The sequence below is a fragment of the Ligilactobacillus saerimneri DSM 16049 genome, assembly GCF_000423265.1.
Lineage (GTDB): Bacteria > Bacillota > Bacilli > Lactobacillales > Lactobacillaceae > Ligilactobacillus > Ligilactobacillus saerimneri.
In genome coordinates this window covers 1-17,224 of sequence record NZ_AUHQ01000034.1, presented here as the reverse complement: position 1 = coordinate 17,224, position 17,224 = coordinate 1, and the positions used below count along the sequence as shown (strand labels likewise).

The window sequence follows — 17,224 nt, the reverse complement described above, 5'->3', positions numbered from 1 at the left end:
GATTGTACTTGGCGAGCAGTTAAGCTCTCTAGCAATGGCACGGTTTGAGCAGCCAATAGAATGCATCACTTGAATTGTAATTCGATCATCCTTTGAAAGGTGCTTTCCCTTTTGGTGTGGTTTAGTGTTAGAATATGAATGATCCATTTTAACCTCTCTAGAAATGTTTTGTGGTAATTCATATTCTACCAGAAGGTTGAAATGGATTTTTTGTGCTCTGATCCAGTAAAAACGATTTTCACTTACTAGATCGGAACAGTGTTCAATTTGATTTTACAATCAGCGTTGTTGTATGCCAGAGGTAATATACAGGAAAGGTGATATTGTGGAACGAGGATCAAAGAATAATGAAGTAGAAGAAACTTTGGATATTTTTCAAGATCCAGCTATTACCGCCGAAGAAGAAAGACAATATATTAGAGAATTCAAAAAAATAGAGCCTGAATTGATAAGAAAAGATCCTGAGTATCGAGCCCTTTTGAAGGAACTTGGTTTACTCTAGGCTTTAGAGGATTGGTTAATGTTTATTTGCTTGATAAACATACCAATCCTTTTTTGCTGTGATTTTTAGTAGCAAATATCTGATCTTAGCATGACTTTGAAGATTAAAGTACTGGGGGGATATCGCACAGTGCGTCATTTTCTTGTTTAGCAAGGATGTTTTTTTAATTTTAAGATTAAGCTATAATGAACAATAATATTAGTTGTTAATTAGGAGGAGTAAGAATGGCGGTACTCGAGATCAAGGATTTACATGTGGCAGTCGCAGGAAAAGAGATTTTACAGGGGGTCAATTTAACCCTTCGGACTGGGGAAATTCATGCAATCATGGGACCTAACGGGACAGGGAAATCAACCCTTTCAGAGGCGATCATGGGTAATCCCAAATATGAAGTGACCCAGGGGGAAATCCTGCTTGACGGTCAAGACCTGTTACAAATGGCTGTTGACGAGCGCGCCCGGGCCGGTCTCTTCTTAGCCATGCAGTATCCGGCCGAGATCCCAGGAGTAACGAATGTTAACTTTATTCGGGATGCAGTCAATGCGCGGCGAGAAAAGCCGATGCCAATCAGAGAGTTCCTCCAAGAGTTTGACCAGGCCTTGGCAACACTCGATATGACAGAAAAAATGGCGGACCGCTATCTAAACCAAGGCTTTTCTGGCGGTGAAAAAAAACGTAATGAAATTTTACAAATGATGATGATTAAGCCAAAGTTTGCTATTTTGGATGAAATTGATTCAGGGTTAGATATTGACGCCCTGAAGGTGGTCGCCCGTGGGGTTAACCAGATGCGGACGCCAGCATTTGGGGCCTTGATTATTACCCACTACCAACGGTTATTAAACTATATTGTCCCTGATTATGTGCATGTAATGATGGGAGGCCGCATTGTTCAGCATGGTGGTCCCGAATTAGCCCAGAAGCTAGAGGCTGAAGGCTACGCAGGTTTGCGGGATGAACTAGGCTTGGACATCAAACTGGTCGATGAAAATTAGGGAGGGGGAAGTGTGATGAAAAAGCAAGCTAACGCCTGCCTGCCTAACTCAACCACGGAGCCAACTTGGTTTAAAGCTTACCGGCAACAAGCCCTCCAAGCGAGCGCCACGCTAGCACGGCCTGTCTTTGAACGGATCGACTATCATCGCTGGCCAATAGCTTTACAGCAGTTTGACCAAGCAACAAGTTCCCTTGAGGACACGGCAATTAGTTCTGATTTGTACCAGGATAATACCTTTGTCTGGACGAACAAGCATACGCAATGGTGTCAGCTAGCCCAAAAGTGGCAGGCACAAGGAGTTATCATGTGCGATTGGCATACTGCGCTGACTAAACATGCCGACCTCATTCAGAAGTACTATGGAAAAACCGTTAAGTGGGATGAAAACCAACTTACAGCCCAGCATGCAGCCTGGATGCAGGGGGGATTATTTATTTATGTGCCCCGTAACGTCCAAGTGACTGAACCATTGGTAAGTTATTTGATTCAAGATGCCCGAACAACCGCAGATTTTGTCCCCCACGTATTGATTGTTGCCGCTGAAAATAGTTCACTGACTTACCTTGAGAATCTGCAAACTATTGGCTCAAAAGAAGCGACTGCAAACATCATCGTCGAAGTTGTTGCCCGTCCGGGAAGTCATGTCAATTTTGCCAGCAGTGATCGTTTGGGCCCAAATACCACAGCATATCTGAATCGCCGGGCTACGGTAGAACGGGATGCCCGGATTGACTGGAGTATGGGGATGATGAATGACGGCAATACTGTAGGTGACTTTGACTCCGACCTAGTTGGTAACGGAGCCCATGCTGAGGTAAAAATTGTAGCGATGACTAGCGCTAAGCAGGTACAAGGAATAGACTCCCGGGTAACCAATAAAGCCCCTAATACCATTGGTCATATCCTCCAACATGGGGTGATTTTAGGAAAATCACAACTAATCTTTAATGGAATTGGCCATATCTTGCACGGGGCCAAGGGAGCAGATGCCCAACAAGAAAGTCGGGTTTTGATGCTTTCTAAACAGGGGCGGGGCGATGCTAACCCGATATTATTGATTGATGATAATGATGTTACTGCGGGCCATGCCGCTAGTGTCGGGCGGATTGATGAAGAGCAAATGTATTATTTGATGAGCCGTGGTCTCTCCAAAGAATTGGCGGAAAGATTGGTAATTCGTGGTTTCTTAGGGCCAGTTTTAAATAAAATTCCTGACAAGCATACGTTGACAACGCTGGAGAAAGTATGCGAACAAAAATTGATTGAAGGGCAAAAAAATGCGTGATAATTTTGCAACGGATTTTCCGTTATTAAAGCAGATGGTTAACCACGAGCACCTTGTTTATCTGGATAGTGCTGCTACTAGTCAGATGCCTGAGCAAGTAATGGCAGCAATCACTGACTTTAAAAAGACCGATAATGCCAATGTTCACCGCGGGGTGTATACCCTGGCACAACGGGCCACAGAGCGCTATGAAGGAGTGCGCAAGCAAGTAGCAGCGTGGATTGGAGCGAGCGATGCCCGCGAAATCGTCTTTACCAAGGGGACGACTGAGGGGTTAAATTGGCTGGCACGTTCCCTAAAGATTCACCAGGGTGACAAAATCGTCCTAACCATGATGGAGCACCATAGCAACATTGTTCCCTGGCAACAGGTCGCCCACCGGCTGGGAGCAGAACTTGAATACATTGAAATGACCCCTGATTTTCGATTAGATATGGCAGATGCTCAGCGCAAGATCGACGGGCGGACAGCCGTTGTTGCCACAACGTTGGTTTCTAATGTTTTAGGAACGGTCACTCCAGTGCGTGAACTAGCGCATTTGGCCCACCGTAATGGGGCGGTCATCGTGGCCGACGGTGCTCAGGCTGTTCCCCATATGCCAGTTGATGTTGAGCAGTTGGAATTAGACTACCTAACTTTTTCTGGGCATAAGATGCTGGGTCCTAATGGGATTGGCGTTCTGTGGGGCAAAAAGGCCTTGCTAGACGACTTAGATCCGGTAGAATTTGGCGGAGAAATGATTAGTGAAGTTGGTTTGAATGAAACAACCTTCAAACCGACCCCGTGGAAGTTTGAAGCGGGCACCCAGAATATTACCGGGGTAATTGGTTTAGGGGCAGCCATTGATTATTTGCAGATGGTTGGGTGGGAGCAAATCCAACAAAACAATCAGCAATTGGTACAGCAAGCGCTGAGCGCAATGGCTAAGATCCCAGGCTTAGAAATTTACGGCAAGCCAACTGATATGGTTCAGACGGGCATTATTTCTTTTAATTTAGCAGGAATCCATCCCCATGATGTAGCGACGGCACTGGATATGCAGGGAATTGCTGTCCGCGCGGGTCACCACTGTGCGCAACCGTTAATGAAAGCCTTAGGGGTTCCAGCCACATGTCGCGCTAGTTTTTACTTATACAATACGACCACTGATGTAACCCGGTTTGTGGATGCATTGGTTGCGACAAAGGAGTTTTTCACGAATGGGATTAGCTAGTTTGAACAATTTGTATCGCGAAATAGTTTTGGAACATGCACAGTATCCACAAAATAAGGGGAGTTTGCCTAAAGCAACTCATGAGCAAACCCTCCATAATCCTACTTGTGGGGATACAATCACTGTGCAGTTACAAATTCAGGACAATAAAGTTATTCAAGCATGTTTTTCTGGACAAGGATGTTCAATTTCGCAAGCTTCTGCCAGCATTTTGACAGAGGTGGTGCAAGGTCATAGTATTGACGATTGTCGCCACATGGTTACTGCTTTTTCAGACCTGGTGATTGGACAGGAGATTGAGCCTGCTGACGAACAGTTACTGGGGGACGCGGCTATTTTGGGAAGTGTGGCCCAGTTTCCAACGCGGATAAAATGTGCAACTTTAGCGTGGAAAGCTTTATACCAAGCCATCGGTGCTACTGAGGAGGGACGATAGATGATTGAACCAGATATTAAGGATATTGGTAAAGAATATAAGTACGGGTTCAAAGATAATATTGAGCCGATATTAACCACTGGCGAAGGGCTAACAGCTGATATTGTGCGGCAAATTTCAGCTGCTAAAAATGAGCCTGAGTGGATGTTGGACTTCCGCTTGCGGGCATATGAAATCTACCGTAAGTTACCTATGCCGTCTTTTGGGCCAGATCTAAGCAAGTTAGATTATGAACATATTAATTATTTCCGACGGAGTACGGATAAAGTAGCCCGTAGTTGGGATGATGTGCCCCAAGAAATGAAAGAAACCTTTGAACGGTTGGGGGTGCCACAAGCGGAGCGTAAATACTTGGCGGGGTCATCTGCCCAGTATGAATCTGAAGTTGTGTACCACAACATGAAAAAGGAATTTGATAAATTAGGTATTATTTTCATGGATACAGATAGCGCGGTTCAGCAGTATCCAGAACTTGTGCGCAAGTATTTTGGCAAGCTGATTCCCCCGGCAGATAATAAGTTTGCTGCCCTTAATTCCGCTGTTTGGTCGGGCGGGACGTTTATCTATGTTCCCAAGGGAGTCCGGGTTCCAATGCCAATTCAGAGTTATTTCCGGATCAATGCGGGGAACTCGGGCCAGTTTGAGCGGACGTTAATCATTGTTGACGAAGGGGCAAGCCTGAATTATGTGGAAGGGTGTACGGCGCCTAATTACTCGGCTGATAGTCTCCACGCGGCCGTTGTAGAGGTCAATGTTTTGCCGAATGCTTATTGTCGGTATACAACGATTCAAAATTGGTCCAATAATGTTTATAGTCTGGAAACCAAACGGGCCCGGGCTTTAGAGAATGCAACGATGGAATGGGTCGACGGCAACTTAGGTTCAAAAGTTACGATGAAGTATCCTAGTGTTTACCTTGACGGTCAAGGAGCAAAAGGGACGATGCTGTCAATTGCTTTTGCCGGTAAAAACATTGATTCCGATACGGGGGCGCGGATGATTCACAATGCGCCTAAAACAACCTCATCAATTATTTCCAAGTCACTCTGTAAAGATGGGGGGATCGCGGATTATCGCGGTTATGTCCGGTTTGGGCGCAAGAGCGACGGGTCCTTTGCCCACGTGGAATGCGATACAATCATTATGGACGAGCAGTCCAGTAGTGATACTATTCCATACAATGAAGTATTGAACGGCAATGTTTCTATGGAACATGAAGCTAAAGTTTCAAAGATATCAGAAGAACAGCTGTATTATTTGCAAAGTCGCGGAATTTCCGAGCAAAAAGCAACAGAGATGATTGTCATGGGCTTTGTTGAACCTTTTACCAAGGAACTACCGATGGAATATGCAGTGGAATTGAACCGTTTGATCGAATATCAAATGGATGGATCAGTTGGTTAAACAAAATAGGGAGGAAGCATACTGGTAAAACAGCATGTTTCCTCCCTTTTTAGTAGTTAATTTTATTGTGGTAAAGTAAGATTTTCGAGGTGGGCAAAAACGACCCCTTCCCGGAGCCCCGCATTGGAAAATGTCACCTCAGTAATGTGCAACGTCCGCAACAAGAGGTTGATCGGAATCAAACCACCGATGATAATATCTGCTCGGTTCTTGGCCAGGCCGGGGATATTGGCCCGTTCCTTTTTATCCATGGCTAAGAGCTTGCTAGTGAGGGCGAAGATAGCCTGGGCCGACATCTGGTAACCATGAACTGGAGGAAGCAGGTCTTTAGGGGTATTATGCTTACGCCGGTCAATTTTGGCAATGGATCGGTTGCTCCCGCCTAAAACAATTAACGGGAGATTATGCGCCTTACGGAGCCATTTGATGCCAGTTAACTGCATTTCAGCAAAAGTTAACGCTTCAAAGAGGTTTGCAGCGGAGATAACATCTTCAAGCTGGAAGCGCTGGGTAAGGTTAACCGAGCCAAACGGCAAGCTAATAAGCCGTTGGGCCTGGCGGTCATGCACGAGAATAATTTCGGTGCTGGCTCCACCGGTATCTAAGATCAGGCAATCCTGGCGGGCAAAGGTCCGGGTTACTCCCAAATAATCTAAGAAAGCTTCTTGTTCACCGGTAACAACTTGAAAGTCAAAGCCATAGGACTGTTTGACTTGGTGTAAGAATTCCTGTTGATTTTGTGCCTGGCGCACAGCCGCTGTGGCAATCCCAATCACCTGGTCACAGTTATGGGTTGCAATCAGGTGTTGAAACTTTTCTAAGGCAACCATAGTCCGCCGAATAGGTTCGGGTTGGAGTATTTTAGCTGTTCCCATGTTTTCCGAGAGGCGGACGTATTCTTTTTCGCGGACTAAGATTTGTGGAGCTTGTCCGGGGTCCACCACACTTATTTGCAGCCGAACTGAGTTTGAACCGAGGTCAATTACAGCAATTTTGGTCATGATACTCCTCCTTAATTTTGGTCGTTTAATAACGGAATGAAATGTGACGCTTTTTTGTTACGTCGTTTGCTTTCTTTACGAATTTGCCGCTGCTTTCGTTTTGCTTCGCTGATAAAGAACTCCTGGGCATTAAACGATGTTATCCCGCGGCGATCGATCCGCTTGAATTGCGTGCCAACTAAGTTCCGTGCTTTGACATTATCCCGCCACAAGGTATCAAAAATAGCGATCCCCCGTTGCTGCAAGTCGTCTTCTAATACAGGATACAGAATTTCGACCCGGCGGTCCAAGTTCCGCTTCATCATATCAGCACTGGCAAAGTATATTTCTTCTTTACCCCCGTTAGAGAAGTAGTAGATTCGACTATGTTCGAGTAAGCGACCGACGATAGAGTGTACGGTGATATTATTTTTGCATTCTGGAATATCATTGCGGAGACAACAAATTCCCCGGACTATCAATTCGATTTTGACCCCGGCCGCTGCCGCTTCATAAAGCTTGGCAATAATATGCGGATCAGAAAGGGAATTCATCTTCATCCGAATCAATGCGGGATCGCCTGCTTGCGCATGGGCAATTTCATTGTCGATCTTGTGACCAATAAACTTGCGAATGTTTTTGGGTGAAAGATGGAGGCGGTGATAGTATGGCGGTTGTGAAAAGCCTGAGAGTGTATTAAATAAGTTAGTCGAATCAATCCCCATTTCGTTGTTGCAAGTAAAAAGACCAATATCAGTGTAGAAGTGAGCCGTGACGTCATTGTAGTTTCCTGTGCCAAAGTGCATATATCGCCGAATACCATCATGCTCTTTACGGATAATAAGGATGGTCTTGGAGTGAGTCTTTAACCCGACAAGACCATATATTACGTGACAGCCCATCTCTTCTAGCTTTTTGGCCCAACGAACATTATTCTTTTCATCGAACCGGGCTTTGACTTCCACCAAGACGGTTACTTGCTTACCTTGCTGTGCAGCTTGACCTAGGTATTTGATAATTGGTGAATTTCCCGATACCCGGTAAAGAGTCATTTTGATGGCTAAAACTTGCGGGTCAAAGGCGGCTTGCTTGATAAAATTGATGACACTATTAAAGGAGTCATAAGGGTGCTGAACCAAGAAGTCGCGTCGTCTGATTTCAGCAAAAATATCATGGTGTTCATCTAGTTCTGGAACCTGATAAGGGGTAAAAGGTGTGAAGCGCAAATCAGCGTGGCCGTTGACTTCCCGCCCCAACTTTTTCAAGAAAGTCAGGTCAATTGGACCATTGATGTAATAAATGGCCTGAGAACTAACTTTAAGATTAGTGATTAGGCGCCGTGCCAAGGCGGAACTAGTTTGCTTTTCAATTTCCAGCCGGACCACACTGCCGTGTTCCCGCTCTTTGAGCTGCTCTTGCACCGCCAGCAACAAGTCCGAAGTATCCCGTTCGGCTACATCAAGGTCCATGTCCCGAATTACCCGGAAAGTTGTGGTTTCATCGATCGTATAGCCAGCAAAGAGGAGGGGGATAAATTCCTTAATGATATCCTCAATTAGAACAAAAGTATTAGGTTCATTGACTACCCGAATCAAGCGCTTGAACAGCTGGGGAATCCGAATGATCGCATATTTAGCCTCAGTACTGGTAGGGAGGTGGAGGCGGACCGCAATATTGAGCGAATTATTAGCGATGAAGGGGAAAGGCCGGGAGGAATCATCAGCCATTGGGGTTAATACTGGATAAACCTCATCGTTAAAATAACGCCGTAAGGCTTCATATTGACCGTCGTTTAAATCCCGAACAGAAACGATTTTAATTCCTTGTTTAGCTAGTAAGGGGATAAGCGAGCGGTTATAAGTGGTATAACGCCGCGCCACCATGTGGTGCTCCTTTTGGTTAATCGCTTCAATTTGCTCGGCAACAGTTAGGCCAGCAGCATCCTTTTTTTCGACATGGGCGGTTTTTAACTTGTTAAGGGAAGCAACCCGGACCATGAAAAATTCATCGACGTTGCTTTGGGTAATGCCAAGAAAGTTTGCCCGTTCGAGTAAGGGGTTTTCGGGGTCACGTGCTTCTTCGAGCACCCGGCCGTTGAAGTCGATCCAACTTAATTCGCGGTTAATAAAAAAATCAGGGTTTAAAAATTTATTTTTCACTTTCATTTGTTAACAATCATCCTTTGTTTGAGCTGGGGGCGGATCCCAAATACAGTAGTAAATAAATTAGCACTTCGGTTAAACGTCCATTTTTCTAGGGTCAAGTCATCAGTGGAATAAGCAGTAACAATGAGGGTGTTGGCTTTTAAAGAGATGCTAGTTTTAGTCACCTTTTGTTCAAAAGCTGCATCAAGTGCACCTGCTAAACGTAAAATTGCCACTAATTTAGCGATGATTAAGCCGGTAGTTGGTGGGATCTGGGCTAACCGTTCATTGATCTGCTGGCGTGAGGTCTGGAGATTATACAGCCGGGCTACTTCAGCAATAATTTGGATTTGCGTTTGTGACAGGCCTAATAACTTGCTGGCCGTGATGATATAGGCTGAGTGATTAAAATGGTCAGTATGCCCAATAAAGTTGCCAATGTCACTCAAATAACCAGCTAACTCCAACAACAAGCGCTCATCGTGTCCGAGATGGTGAATCTTTTGCGTCTGATCAAAAAGGTGGAGAGCATTGTGGATAACATTATGACAATGATTAAGATCGACATCATAGCGGGCGGCTAAGTATTGGGCAGCACTGACAATCATCGAATCGTAGTTACGTTTGAGCAGGTGGGACTGAATTCCTTCGGCTAATGCCAAGCCCGTCATGGCTGAGATCGAAGTTAGATAAATCTTTTTGACTTTAGTCAGGGCAATGATGCGCTTGAGCAAAATAAGTCGTGCTACCAAGTTAGTTTGTTCGGACAAAGGGATGTGGTATTTTTCCTCTAAGTACTGGTTAGGGGAGTATAGAACCTTCTCATAAATATTGAGGAACTTTTTGCTGGAAAGCTTAGTAAATTTAACGCCTTTTTTGTCTAAGAAAATACGGTTAAGAAAGTTCGCATCTTGAACAATAAGAGTATGACCAGCATCCAGAAAAGGAAATTGATTACGGAAAGAAATCAAATCACTGCCAATGATGTCGTCCAGAATTTCAATCGCATTGGCGGTGGTGTTGGTCGATGAAGATATAACCTCATGGTTGAGTTGTTCGTCGAGCGTGAAATTCCAATTGGTGTGGAAGGTTTGCTCAGCAAATTTTGAAATAGTGATCGAAGATGATCCGAAATTTAGTAAATAAAAGGACGGATCAGAAATGATTTGTTCATCAAGACTTTCTAAAACACCAATTGCCTTGAGGTAGATCAGCTGGTTCTCATTGAGCCAGTGAATAGTAAAGCCGGTTTGGGTAAAAATCTGTTCCCCAAGGTAAGCTGCTGTCATGGGTTCAAGTAGTTGCCCGTTGGCCCACATTTTAAAAGATGTGACCCCGTTTTCCTTTAGAATCTGCTTGAAACCATGTAAGCCCCGAATGATAGTATCTAGTTCCTGGGTAAATACATGGTTTTTGGCGACAGTAGGGGGAATATCGGCCACGACGGTTTCCAGCGTAGTCATTTTTTTGAGGTCAATGATCTTTAATTTAAGCGAGCGGTATGATAAGTAAATTATTCCATAGTAGTTTGCCATAATATACTCCTATCCTTGTACATTCACTTTTATTTTAGTAGATTGGAAACGGTTTTTAAAGGAGCATTAAGTTAATAACTTGCAAGCAGAGTGTGCTTTTAAAAAATGTGAAATAGTGATGGATAAATAACAGTTTTTTCTCGAATAAAAATTATAGTTCCATAATTTTTATGACATATTAATTAGGATGAATTTGCTTTAAATGCCACATATTGAGCGGGTCATGGGGGCATTTGTGGGATTTGGGTGTTACTTTAAGATGAGAAAGAACCCTGAAAATCTAACTGACAAATTTATACTTCCATAGTATAATTGCGGTAGCACAAGTTGCCAACCGTATAATAAATAACCAATAAGAACGGAGAAAATGATGACAGATAAGAAATTACACATTGCATTGCTTTTTGGTGGTAATTCCTCTGAACACGACGTTTCCAAACGTTCAGCTCATAATGTCTATGATGCCCTTGATAAGGAAAAATATCAGGTATCAGTATTTATGTTTACTAAGGATGGATTACTCTTAGGAAACAAAGATTCACTACGGATCTTTGATGGTGAAGATGAAGACCAAGTTGTAGCTGAAGCAACAGCCGATTTGGATTACTCAAACCCATTGGTCAATGTGCAAAGTCTTTCCGAGGTTAAGGATATTGACCTCTTTATTCCAGTTATTCACGGTAACATGGGTGAAGACGGAACGGTTCAAGGTTTGTTCCGCCTCCTCAACAAGCCATGGATTGGTAGTGGGATTACTTCTTCGGCTATTTCCTACGACAAAGATTTGACGAAGCAACTATTAACATACCATGGGATTCGTAATACCCGGTATGTAACAGTTACTCCCGAAACTAGAGCTGAGTACCCATATGCAAAATGCGTAGCTGAATTAGGTGACGTTTTGTTCGTTAAGCCTGCGCGGCAAGGTTCATCCGTAGGGATCCACAAAGTAACTTCTGCAGATGAGTTTGAAGCAGCTTTGAATGATGCTTTCTTGTATGACTATAAGGTCTTGATTGAAGAAGGCATTAAGAACCCACGGGAAGTAGAATGCTCTGTGATTGGTAACCGGGAACCAGAGGCATCCAAGATTGGGGCGATTGTTGTCCCTAAGGGTGACGCGTTCTATGATTACAATAACAAGTTCGTTGATGCATCTGGAGTGGTATTCGAATTACCGGCTAACATTACGGATGAATTGAGTAAGGAAGTTCAACAAATGTCATTGGATGCCTACAAGGTATTAGGTAACCGGGGTTTGGCACGGATGGACTTCTTGGTTGATGAAAATGACGTACCATACTTTAGTGAAGTAAATACGTTACCAGGTTTCACTAATATTTCTCTTTACCCACAATTATGGGAAATTGATGGTATTACTTACAAGCAAACTTTAAACCGTTTGATCGACTTGGCGTTTGAAGAATTCGAACACAATGCTAAACTCCACTACGACTTCGTTAAGTTGGGAACTGAAAAAGTGGGAACAAAGATTATGCGGCAAACTGAAAAAGATTAATAATTTGCTTAATTAGCATGGGAGCTAGGATTTGCGTTGAATCCTGGCTCTTTTTTGCACTGCTTAATCTAAAGGTTAACAGCGTAGTTGATTATAGGAAGAAAAGGAGGGGGCGCTATGAAATGTGCATGGGCATATGACACAACACCTGCGATGCGCGCATATCATGATGATGAATGGGGGAATCCCCAGCATGATGGCCAGCGCTTGTTTGAATTGTTGAGTTTGGAGATTTTTCAAGCAGGCTTGAGCTGGCAAACAATATTGCAAAAAAGACCGGCATTGCGGCAGGCTTTTGCTGCATTTAATATTGACCGAGTGGCGGTCTTTGGTCCGCTGGACGTGGACCGTTTGGTGGCTGATCCGGCTATTATTCGGAACCGGCGCAAGATTTTAGCGGTGATTAATAACGCACAGGTCTGTCAGCAAATTCAACGGGAACAAAGCTTAGATGAGTATTTTTGGCGTATGGTAGGTGGTGAACCGATTATTAATCATTGGCACAGTCCGACGGAAGTCCCTGCCCAAACGGCCTTGGCCCAGACAATTAGCCAAGTAATGAAAAAACGGGGATTTAAATTTGTCGGTCCTAAAATTATTTATTCCTTTATGCAGGCGAGTGGGATGGTCAATGATCATTTAGATGGATGTTCCCGCAAATTTCACCATGATTAGAGTTAAAAGTGAGTAAGAGGAAGATTTAGGATAAGCGTTTGGAGTGCAAGCTAAGACAAGGCATACAAAAAAGCCGGATGGTGAATTTTTGTTCATTATCCGGCTTATATTACTTAAGTGGTTAATTTGTGGGAAGTACTGCCCCGAAGACATGTAACTTACCATCAGTGTCTTGGTGATAATGCACTCCTTGAATCTCTGGCGTAAAGCCTGGGAAGCGTTCAATTGCGCCCAGGAGGGTCAAAAAGTATTGTTGACTTGTTGCTGTCCACCGTTCACCAGGTGCAACCACAAAGACACCAGGAGGATAAGGTAGGGCTCCTTCTAGGGCAATGCGACCTTGGATCTCTTCCAAAGGACACATTTCGCTGTCATTGCGCATGAAACGCTTGTCTGCTTGGTAAGGAGTTAACGGATAGTCATCAAGATGGGGGTTAGCAAACAATTCTTTTTGGAGTGTAAAAGTATCGTTAGCGCGGTAGTAGTTGTGCATCTCATTACAAAGCTGTTGGATGGTATAGCCGTGGTAGCGGTGCTGATGAGCGCGATAGACTTGACCTAAGACTTGTTCCAAAGGTGCGTCGGCCAAATAGAGGCGTTCAAAGGTCATCAGGGCATCAAATAAAGCAGCGAACTCTTCGGGACCATCACCTGGTGATGGGAGGAACAGGAGTGAGTTAAGGTCTGCTTTTCCCGGAATGATGTCATGCTCTAGCAGGTAAGCTCGAACGATTGCACCAGGGATACCAGTAGATTCATACTGGTGGTGACGAAGGTCTACCCCAGGGAGAGCAAGCGTAATTTTAACGGGATCAACGATGGCTTCGTCGGTTGCGTTATTGGCAAACCCGTGCCAGTTATCTTGCGGGGCAATCTGCCAGTACTGGTCATTTGTACAGAGCTCGCTCGTGGGAATATCTACCCATTTTTTACCAGCGACAGTAGGGGGTACAAATGGGCGGAAGAGCTTAGATTCTTTGAGCAGCCGTTTCCTAAAGTTAATTGTATGGACTAATAATTCTTGCCACCATTTATAGTTAGCTTTTGCTTGAGCCAAAGCAGCATTGGTGACTAGCGAAGCATACAGAGGGTATGAATAACTAGAGGTAACAAACTTCAAGTAAGCGTTATTAAAATGAATATGATCGACGTACCGCTTTTGTCCCCGTAAGTGATGGTCCTTTTTCAGGATTTGCGAAACCTGGGTCATGCCTCCTTGCTGCTTGTGGATTGATTGGGTTACTAAGATCCCGGGGTCATCTGGCCCATACTCATGTTGTAAAGGTGAGAACCGTTGCAACAAGGGAAGGTACTGTTCATAGCCAGCCCAAGCACAATCAAAGAGGATATAGTCGCAGAGATGGCCGATCTTTTCAAGAATCCATTCAGGGTTAGTTAAGATACCATCGTATGTCTCTGCTTGAATGATCGCCATTCTGAAGGGACGTTTAGCATGGGCTTTTTCAGGGTCAACCTGCGCGATACGGCGACGGAGGGCTTGTTCATCGAGTTCGTTACCGTCCATTGCGCCAATCATCCCTAGGGGATTACGGGCAGTATTGACGTAGATAGGACGTGCTCCCTGGATCATTAGGGCACTATTGTATAGCGATTTATGGTTATTTCGGTCAAACAAGACCAAATCGCCAGGATTGAGGACAGCACTAGCACAGACTGAATTAGAAGTTGTTGTCCCATTGGTAACGAAGTAGACTTTATCTGCCTGGTAAGCCTTAGCAGCGGCTTGCTCCGCAACGAGGGGGGACCCCGCATGGGTCATCATATCCCCAAGTTCAGGTACAGTATCTGAAGTATCAGCATAGAGCATGTTTTCGCCAAAGAAGCGATTAAATAAACTGCCAGCAGGATGTTTACTGTAATACAAGCCATTGTGATGGCCAGGCGTGGTAAAACTTAACGGACGACGATCAGCAAAGTTAACCAAGTCACGTAAAAAAGGTGGGATAACTTGCTCATAGTATGTCTGCGCCTGGCCTGCGATTTGCTGGCGGACGGTAGTCGGGTTTTCGGTTCCCAAAAGGCGGATAATAGGAAAATCTAAGCCAGACTGGTCACGAAGGGCGTAGGCTAGTTCATATTCATGGTCGCTATCAGCAGTGATGACAACTGCTAACAGCTCTGCTGGATCTAGGTGGTTAGACAAAGGTACGTGCTCCCATTTAGCGGGTAAAAAAGAAAAAAGGTGCTGGGGAGCGGCTATTTTGAAATATGTATTCATAGTATGACAACAGCGCAATGCTGTAACTCCTTTCATAGATAAATCTTGACAAAATAAACCCCTGGACTCACTGGAGTGCCAGGGGATAACTTTATTTATTCAAGTTTTGTTCTTTGCGTTTTTGAGCTGCTTTCTTTTGATTCTTGCTTAAAGCAAGCTTGTTATCTAAGTCTGTTCTTACAACTAAAACATCACAAGCAGCTGTCCGGGTAACATATTCAGTTACCGAACCAATTAAAAGACGTTCAACCGCATTGAGACCAGTGGCACCAATTAAAATCAGGTCAATATGTTCTTTAGCCGGAATATCCTTAGCAATGAGAACCTTTGGTGCCCCATATTCAATTGCATAGCTGATGTTTTCAACACCATTTTGCTTGCCTTCAGCAACGTAGCCTTCCATTGTTTTGCGTGCAGTTTCGGTAACTTGTTCAACCATTTCTGTGTCAAAACTAGAGATGTTTTGGAAAGCCCGAGTATCAACTACATGAACGAGGTGGAGCTTTGTATCTGAGCCGTTTCTTTTTGCTACGGCTACCGCTTTTTTGAAAGCTAGTTCAGATTCATAAGAACCATCAACGGGTACGAGAATGTTTTTGTATTTTTGTAACATATGAATCATCCTTTCTTTACTCCTCACCTTTATTTTACTTGATAAAGTGAACGATTTCAATGGAATTAAAATGCATATAAAAAATGCGCTAATAGTGGTATTATAGCTATTTTTTGACTACTTGACTTTTAAATGTATTGAATGAGTTTACCAAAAAAGTATGCACACTTTTTAAGTTTAGAAGTCCACGTACTTGGCAAAGATTGTCGGAGCCTGTTTGCGCTGTCATAATATTTTCATCATTTAAATTGATCATGGTTTTATCCTTAAAAGCATGGGTAAGTTAATTACTATTGACTTACATAGATCACAGCATTTAGTGCTGCATGTAGCTTTTTCATTGCAATTATTCTTATATATTTTATGATATAGGAAAGAGGGAGTTTATAACTTCCTACATTCCATATTTAGTTCCTAGGGCTTGATTCCTAACCAACTTAGAATTGATGTAATAGCTGCGGTTGCGGTGAGAATTGCCTCAACTATTTCCAAGTGGTTTTCCAAGTTTCTTTGGAACTTTTTAGGAGAATTTTGATAACGTCGTCAATTGCTTTTATCAGCTCTATTGCAGGTACTGACCAGGCACCTATCGTTGCATATTTAGCAATTTTTTAGACGTTTCAGGATTCTTCTTTTTATTTTCTCTGAAAATATACTAGTTAACTATCAACCCCAATATGATCCTAAAGAAGTAATTAAGGATGGAAACTTGCAGCAAAGGCAACGGGCTTATGAGCGATCAATCCGAGAAGCAAAGAAAAGACTGAGAACCGCTGAATTATTAGACGATAAAGAAGCGATCAGTCGATACAAAACGCTAGTACGAGCACGGTAGAACCGACTGAGAGAGTTCATCAAGGAAACCAATGCCGGTAAGCATAATATCTTAATTCGGGATTATTCCAGGGAAGGAATATTTGCATACAAAGAAAGCGGAGCCATTAAAGAGCGAGCAAAGTCATTTATGGACTTTGAACCAATGTTCCCTGATGAAGAGAAAGCGAAGAAACTGTATGTTCAATTTGCTCAACGTGATAGTAAGCAAAGTATTAGAAAGATCAGTAAAGCGGGGAATATATCAGAAAAAGATGCAGCTGAAATTTATAAGCATATATTTGTGGACAAGCATTTAACTTTAGATGCTAATGGCAATGAAGTAATGGCTAAATTTGTTCCTGACATAGATATGGCTCAGTCATTTCAGAGGATATTTAATGGACAAGAATTATTGAATGAAGATATAATTATGTTGAAACATGAGTTGTACGAACGGCAATTAATGAAAGCCAATCCTGACTGGACTTATAAGCACGCTCATGAAATTGTTGATAAAAAATATAATTATGGTAGATTGCAATAAATAACTTGAACAAATTTAATGACGCAGATTAAGCAAAAAGATCTCAATTGGAGTTCGCCAGTTCAAACATTTGAGTGGCCGTGAATTCAGATACCAGTTAATCTGAATCAATTCATCATCACTAATCTCTTCAATTGGCTGACCCTTAGGAATAAATCGCCGTAACACTCGATTACGATTCTCATTACTACCACGTTCATGCGGAGAATAAGCATGGGCAAAGTACAACGGCACGCCGGTATTTTTCTCAATTGATTGGTAGTTGGCGAACTCTTTCCCGTGATCAACCGTCAGTGTCTTGAGATTAGTTCCTAATTGATTA

At 43.4% G+C, this 17,224-nt stretch carries 17 protein-coding genes; 10 read left to right on the top strand and 7 right to left on the bottom strand.

Features of this window, described 5'->3' with window-relative positions; all coding sequences use genetic code 11:
- The coding region (locus G541_RS10265; RefSeq protein WP_155824548.1) for a helix-turn-helix domain-containing protein at positions 1 to 147 on the bottom strand (147 nt) is incomplete at its 3' end.
- 178 nt (positions 148 to 325) lie between these two features.
- Between G541_RS10265 and G541_RS10425 the strand changes: the two genes are divergently transcribed.
- The 6 genes from G541_RS10425 (at position 326) to sufB (ending at position 5,837) form a co-directional block, all read left to right on the top strand.
- The gene (locus G541_RS10425) at positions 326 to 502 is read left to right on the top strand and encodes a hypothetical protein (RefSeq protein ID WP_155824546.1); all 177 of its coding nucleotides are present in this window, start codon (positions 326 to 328) and stop codon (positions 500 to 502) included.
- Between the two features lie 224 nt (positions 503 to 726).
- Complete coding sequence (gene sufC, locus G541_RS0107445; protein ID WP_027827027.1) at positions 727 to 1,497, top strand: Fe-S cluster assembly ATPase SufC; 771 nt, start codon at positions 727 to 729, stop codon at positions 1,495 to 1,497.
- A gap of 15 nt (positions 1,498 to 1,512) precedes the next feature.
- Positions 1,513 to 2,784: a Fe-S cluster assembly protein SufD gene (gene sufD, locus G541_RS0107440; RefSeq protein ID WP_027827026.1), complete on the top strand. Its 1,272-nt coding sequence runs from the start codon at positions 1,513 to 1,515 to the stop codon at positions 2,782 to 2,784.
- Positions 2,777 to 3,997, top strand: a complete 1,221-nt coding sequence (locus tag G541_RS0107435; protein WP_027827025.1) for a SufS family cysteine desulfurase — start codon at positions 2,777 to 2,779, stop codon at positions 3,995 to 3,997. Before sufD ends, G541_RS0107435 begins: the two co-directional genes overlap by 8 nt.
- Positions 3,984 to 4,433: a Fe-S cluster assembly sulfur transfer protein SufU gene (gene sufU / locus G541_RS0107430; protein WP_027827024.1), complete on the top strand. Its 450-nt coding sequence runs from the start codon at positions 3,984 to 3,986 to the stop codon at positions 4,431 to 4,433. Before G541_RS0107435 ends, sufU begins: the two co-directional genes overlap by 14 nt.
- The gene (gene sufB, locus G541_RS0107425) at positions 4,434 to 5,837 is read left to right on the top strand and encodes a Fe-S cluster assembly protein SufB (protein ID WP_009553747.1); all 1,404 of its coding nucleotides are present in this window, start codon (positions 4,434 to 4,436) and stop codon (positions 5,835 to 5,837) included.
- A gap of 62 nt (positions 5,838 to 5,899) precedes the next feature.
- On the opposite strand, the gene G541_RS0107420 is transcribed toward sufB, so the two are convergent.
- The 3 genes from G541_RS0107420 to G541_RS0107410 are packed head-to-tail and all read right to left on the bottom strand — an operon-like array spanning position 5,900 to position 10,496.
- A complete protein-coding gene (locus tag G541_RS0107420) occupies positions 5,900 to 6,838 on the bottom strand; it encodes a Ppx/GppA family phosphatase (RefSeq protein ID WP_027827023.1) in 939 nt (312 codons plus the stop codon).
- A gap of 11 nt (positions 6,839 to 6,849) precedes the next feature.
- Positions 6,850 to 8,982 (bottom strand): RNA degradosome polyphosphate kinase, encoded by a 2,133-nt coding sequence (locus G541_RS0107415; protein ID WP_027827022.1) that lies wholly within the window; start codon positions 8,980 to 8,982, stop codon positions 6,850 to 6,852.
- Positions 8,979 to 10,496: a hypothetical protein gene (locus tag G541_RS0107410; protein ID WP_027827021.1), complete on the bottom strand. Its 1,518-nt coding sequence runs from the start codon at positions 10,494 to 10,496 to the stop codon at positions 8,979 to 8,981. The genes G541_RS0107415 and G541_RS0107410 overlap by 4 nt, the downstream gene beginning before the upstream one ends.
- A 370-nt stretch (positions 10,497 to 10,866) precedes the next feature.
- On the opposite strand from G541_RS0107410, the gene G541_RS0107405 reads away from it, so the two are divergent.
- Both G541_RS0107405 and G541_RS0107400 read left to right on the top strand, forming a co-directional pair.
- Positions 10,867 to 12,015 carry a D-alanine--D-alanine ligase family protein gene (locus G541_RS0107405; protein WP_027827020.1) on the top strand — a complete coding sequence of 383 codons (1,149 nt, stop codon included), beginning with the start codon at positions 10,867 to 10,869 and terminating at the stop codon, positions 12,013 to 12,015.
- A gap of 117 nt (positions 12,016 to 12,132) precedes the next feature.
- The gene (locus G541_RS0107400) at positions 12,133 to 12,690 is read left to right on the top strand and encodes a DNA-3-methyladenine glycosylase I (RefSeq protein ID WP_027827019.1); all 558 of its coding nucleotides are present in this window, start codon (positions 12,133 to 12,135) and stop codon (positions 12,688 to 12,690) included.
- Between the two features lie 121 nt (positions 12,691 to 12,811).
- Here G541_RS0107400 and G541_RS0107395 read toward each other — a convergent pair whose 3' ends face one another.
- Positions 12,812 to 14,929, bottom strand: a complete 2,118-nt coding sequence (locus tag G541_RS0107395; protein ID WP_027827018.1) for a putative ornithine decarboxylase — start codon at positions 14,927 to 14,929, stop codon at positions 12,812 to 12,814.
- Positions 14,930 to 15,020: 91 nt separating this feature from the next.
- Positions 15,021 to 15,542 (bottom strand): universal stress protein, encoded by a 522-nt coding sequence (locus G541_RS0107390; RefSeq protein ID WP_027827017.1) that lies wholly within the window; start codon positions 15,540 to 15,542, stop codon positions 15,021 to 15,023.
- A gap of 625 nt (positions 15,543 to 16,167) precedes the next feature.
- Here G541_RS0107390 and G541_RS10680 point away from each other — a divergent pair.
- Together G541_RS10680 and G541_RS10675 are read left to right on the top strand one after the other, a co-directional pair.
- A complete protein-coding gene (locus G541_RS10680; RefSeq protein WP_338086465.1) occupies positions 16,168 to 16,377 on the top strand; it encodes a phage minor capsid protein in 210 nt (69 codons plus the stop codon).
- Positions 16,378 to 16,506: 129 nt separating this feature from the next.
- On the top strand, positions 16,507 to 16,902 hold the full coding sequence (locus G541_RS10675) for a hypothetical protein (protein ID WP_051174604.1): 396 nt from the start codon (positions 16,507 to 16,509) through the stop codon (positions 16,900 to 16,902).
- Between the two features lie 15 nt (positions 16,903 to 16,917).
- Here the strand turns inward: G541_RS10675 and G541_RS09655 are convergent.
- Positions 16,918 to 17,224, bottom strand: a 307-nt coding sequence (locus G541_RS09655; RefSeq protein ID WP_027826262.1) for an IS30 family transposase, incomplete at its 5' end; no start/stop codon positions are given.